Below are 2,659 nucleotides of genomic sequence, written 5' to 3' on the forward strand. Positions count from 1 at the left end.
CGAGGCCGAGGCCGCGCCGGGCGGCCTCGCCTGGGAAAAGCCGCCGTGCGGGGAGGGGGCGGACGGCGGAACGCCGTGCCGCTGGGCGGCGTTGCCGTACGGGGAGCCTTGGCGGACGAGCGGCGGGCCGACGCGGCGGGGGACGCTGCTGATCCGCGAGGGCGGGGGAGCGGGGCGGACGTACTTCCTCTCCGAGCCGCCGGAGGGGACGCGGATGTCTGAGTTGGCGGCGGTCGCCGGCGGGGTCGGGGCGCTGCGGGCCTGCTTGCGGGAGGCCCGGCGGGACGCGGACCTGGAAGGGTACGAGGTGCGGAGCTGGGACGGCTGGTATCGGCACGTGACGCTGTCGATGCTCGCCCACGCCGCGTTGACGGCGGCCCGGGCACAGGATGCGTCCGCTTGAAGGAGGTGAGAAGATTCCAAGCCGGCGGACCACGCCGAGGATCGCAGGACCTCAAAAGCCTGAGGCAGAACCGAACAGCGACCCTTCCTGAAGGATCGCACATGATACTCCTCGCTCTATCACGGCAATCGAGGGACGCGGAACAGTGGCCGGGTAGATCAACTCGACGATCTCCAGTGCTAGCAACCGCTCAGCCAGCAGCTTCATCGTCCAGCGAACCCGAACGTCCTGGCTCGGCAAACGGACGACCACGGTCAGCCGGGCCTCCTCCGCCCCTGCCAGCTTGCGGCGCTGCTGGCTGGTCGGCTGTTTGCGGTGCAGCGTTGAGTCGAGTCCGGCCCGCGCCGGGGAACCGTTGCCGCACCCGCCCCTCGGTCGTCGCGGAGCAGCCGAGCCCCCGACCGAACAGAAGGTCGCTGGCGGCGTTGAAGCCTGGGGCGTCCGCCTTCAGCAGAATGCGACGCCACATGAAGGGGCAGGCCAGGTGTGCTTCTGCGAATGAGGCGGTGAAGGGGCCGCCTTCTACTTGCCGGAGACGCAAACCGCGACGTCCACGTACGGACCCATGCACCACGCTCCGCGAGGATTCGCGGTGGGGAATGTGCGGGAGATGAGACCAGCCGTGACCATCCACCAATTGGCTCAACTCAAGGCAGGGGCGTCATGCCCGGACAGCTATCTTGCAACGGACCGGCAATGCTTCTCTTCACGTGTCCACCGCACTCGAGGCACTCGAGTTGGGTCGATTTCGACGTAACTCCTTCCGCATCGGTCGAGCGTAACGCTGCGTGACGTCTCGCGGCACGTACCCTAAACTCCCCCTCCTCGAGGGCATCCCCTCGGAGACGCGTTCGACTTATCAGGGAATGGAATAGTAGATCCGGGAACGGCCCTGTTCCGACCGCGTAGAAGCGACGCAAGTCCTACCTCACCGTATCGCTCCGCCCTCAGGAGGGGCCGGCCGCGCGCCGACGCCGTCGACCGCGGGCGTGAGGCCGCGGAAACCTCGCGCAGCTCCTCTGGCGAGGGCAGCTTCGCGTGTCCACCCAGCGCTACCTCTGTGACAACGCGGCAGGACGCCGCCCCAGGGGCGAAACCCCCGGCGGGCCTCCCGACGCCTGAAAGGGCCTCTGTTCGGGTCTCGATACGGATCCGGACGGGCCGTGCCGGCAGACGACCAACGGACGCTCCTCGACGACCCCGTTCCCCCAATTTCGGGGCGAAGCGCCGACTCTTGCGCTTCGTCTCTTCGGCGGGGGACGTCGGGGGCGAGGACGTCGCCGCCTGCGGAAGAACTGCATGACGTTCCACGAGGAGGACTTTAAAGACGGAGGGGAGGCCCGCCGCCGGGACCGCGAACTCGCCGCGGTCGCCGAACGGATCGCCCGCTGGGAGCTGCGGGAGCGGGCCGGACGATATCTGCATGCCCTGACCGCCGTTTGGAGGCGTGGGAACGGTCGGCCGTTGGCCGCGGCCGCCGGGGAGCCGACGCCGACCAACGTGCAGCGGTTCTCCGGACGAGCGAGGCGGAACGCCCACTCCGTCCGCGGCGACCTGCGGGGCTACGTTGTCGATCGGCTGGCCGTGCCTGGGGAGGCCGGCCGATCAGTATTGATCGCCGGCGTCGCCCGGTGACCGAAGAAGTGCGCGAAATCCGCCGGCGTGACGGAGGTCCGGGTCGGGAACCGGACGGCGAACTGCCAGACCGCCGTGTTTCTGCCGCTCCCGACGCCCTTCGGCTGCAGCCTGATCCATCGGACTCTGCTCCTGCCGACGGAGTCGGCGCGGGGCCCGGTCCGCCCCGCGACCGCCGGCGCCCCAAGCGCGCTCGTCTACGTGAGCGCCTAAGTCCTCGAACTCGCGGGTCCGGCCTACGCAGCCGTCGCGATGATCCGCCGGGCCCTGGACGCTGCTGGCATGCCCTGCGGCGGATTGCGACCGACGCGGCCTGCGGCGACGCGCGACGGCGGAACGCCCTGGACATCCGCCCGCGGACTACGTGCTCCCGGCTCCCGCGAGGCAACCCCTGTTCTTGCTCCGTAGCGGCTGGGTGCGGGCCGGGACTACGCGACCGAGGCCGAGGCGGCCCCGGTCGGTGTGCCCTGGAAGGAACTGTCGTGCGAGGACGAGTCGGACGGGGAGGCGCCGTGCCGCTAGTGGATCATTGCAGCTCGATCGTCGGGTAGAGCGAGCGGAGTTTAATCCGCGCCTCGGCGGTCGTGAACTGCCACCGCACGCCGACCTGTGCGGCGTTCC

General features: G+C 69.9%; 1 protein-coding gene and 1 pseudogene. Both read left to right on the forward strand.

All coding sequences use genetic code 11. From position 1 onward, the window contains the following. Positions 1–403, forward strand: a pseudogene (locus tag ACG2DA_RS22305) (IS701 family transposase); the annotation flags it as partial. Positions 404–1,702: 1,299 nt separating this feature from the next. Continuing rightward, a complete protein-coding gene (locus ACG2DA_RS22310) occupies positions 1,703–2,038 on the forward strand; it encodes a hypothetical protein (RefSeq protein WP_395258838.1) in 336 nt (111 codons plus the stop codon). Positions 2,039–2,659: the final 621 nt, after the last annotated feature.

It is taken from the genome of Alienimonas sp. DA493 (assembly GCF_043951915.1).
Taxonomy (GTDB): domain Bacteria; phylum Planctomycetota; class Planctomycetia; order Planctomycetales; family Planctomycetaceae; genus Alienimonas.

Coding starts and splice junctions, on each gene's coding strand:
- ACG2DA_RS22310 (WP_395258838.1), top strand. CDS start 1,703: ATGACGTTCCACGAGGAGGACTTTAAAGACGGAGGGGAGGCCCGCCGC.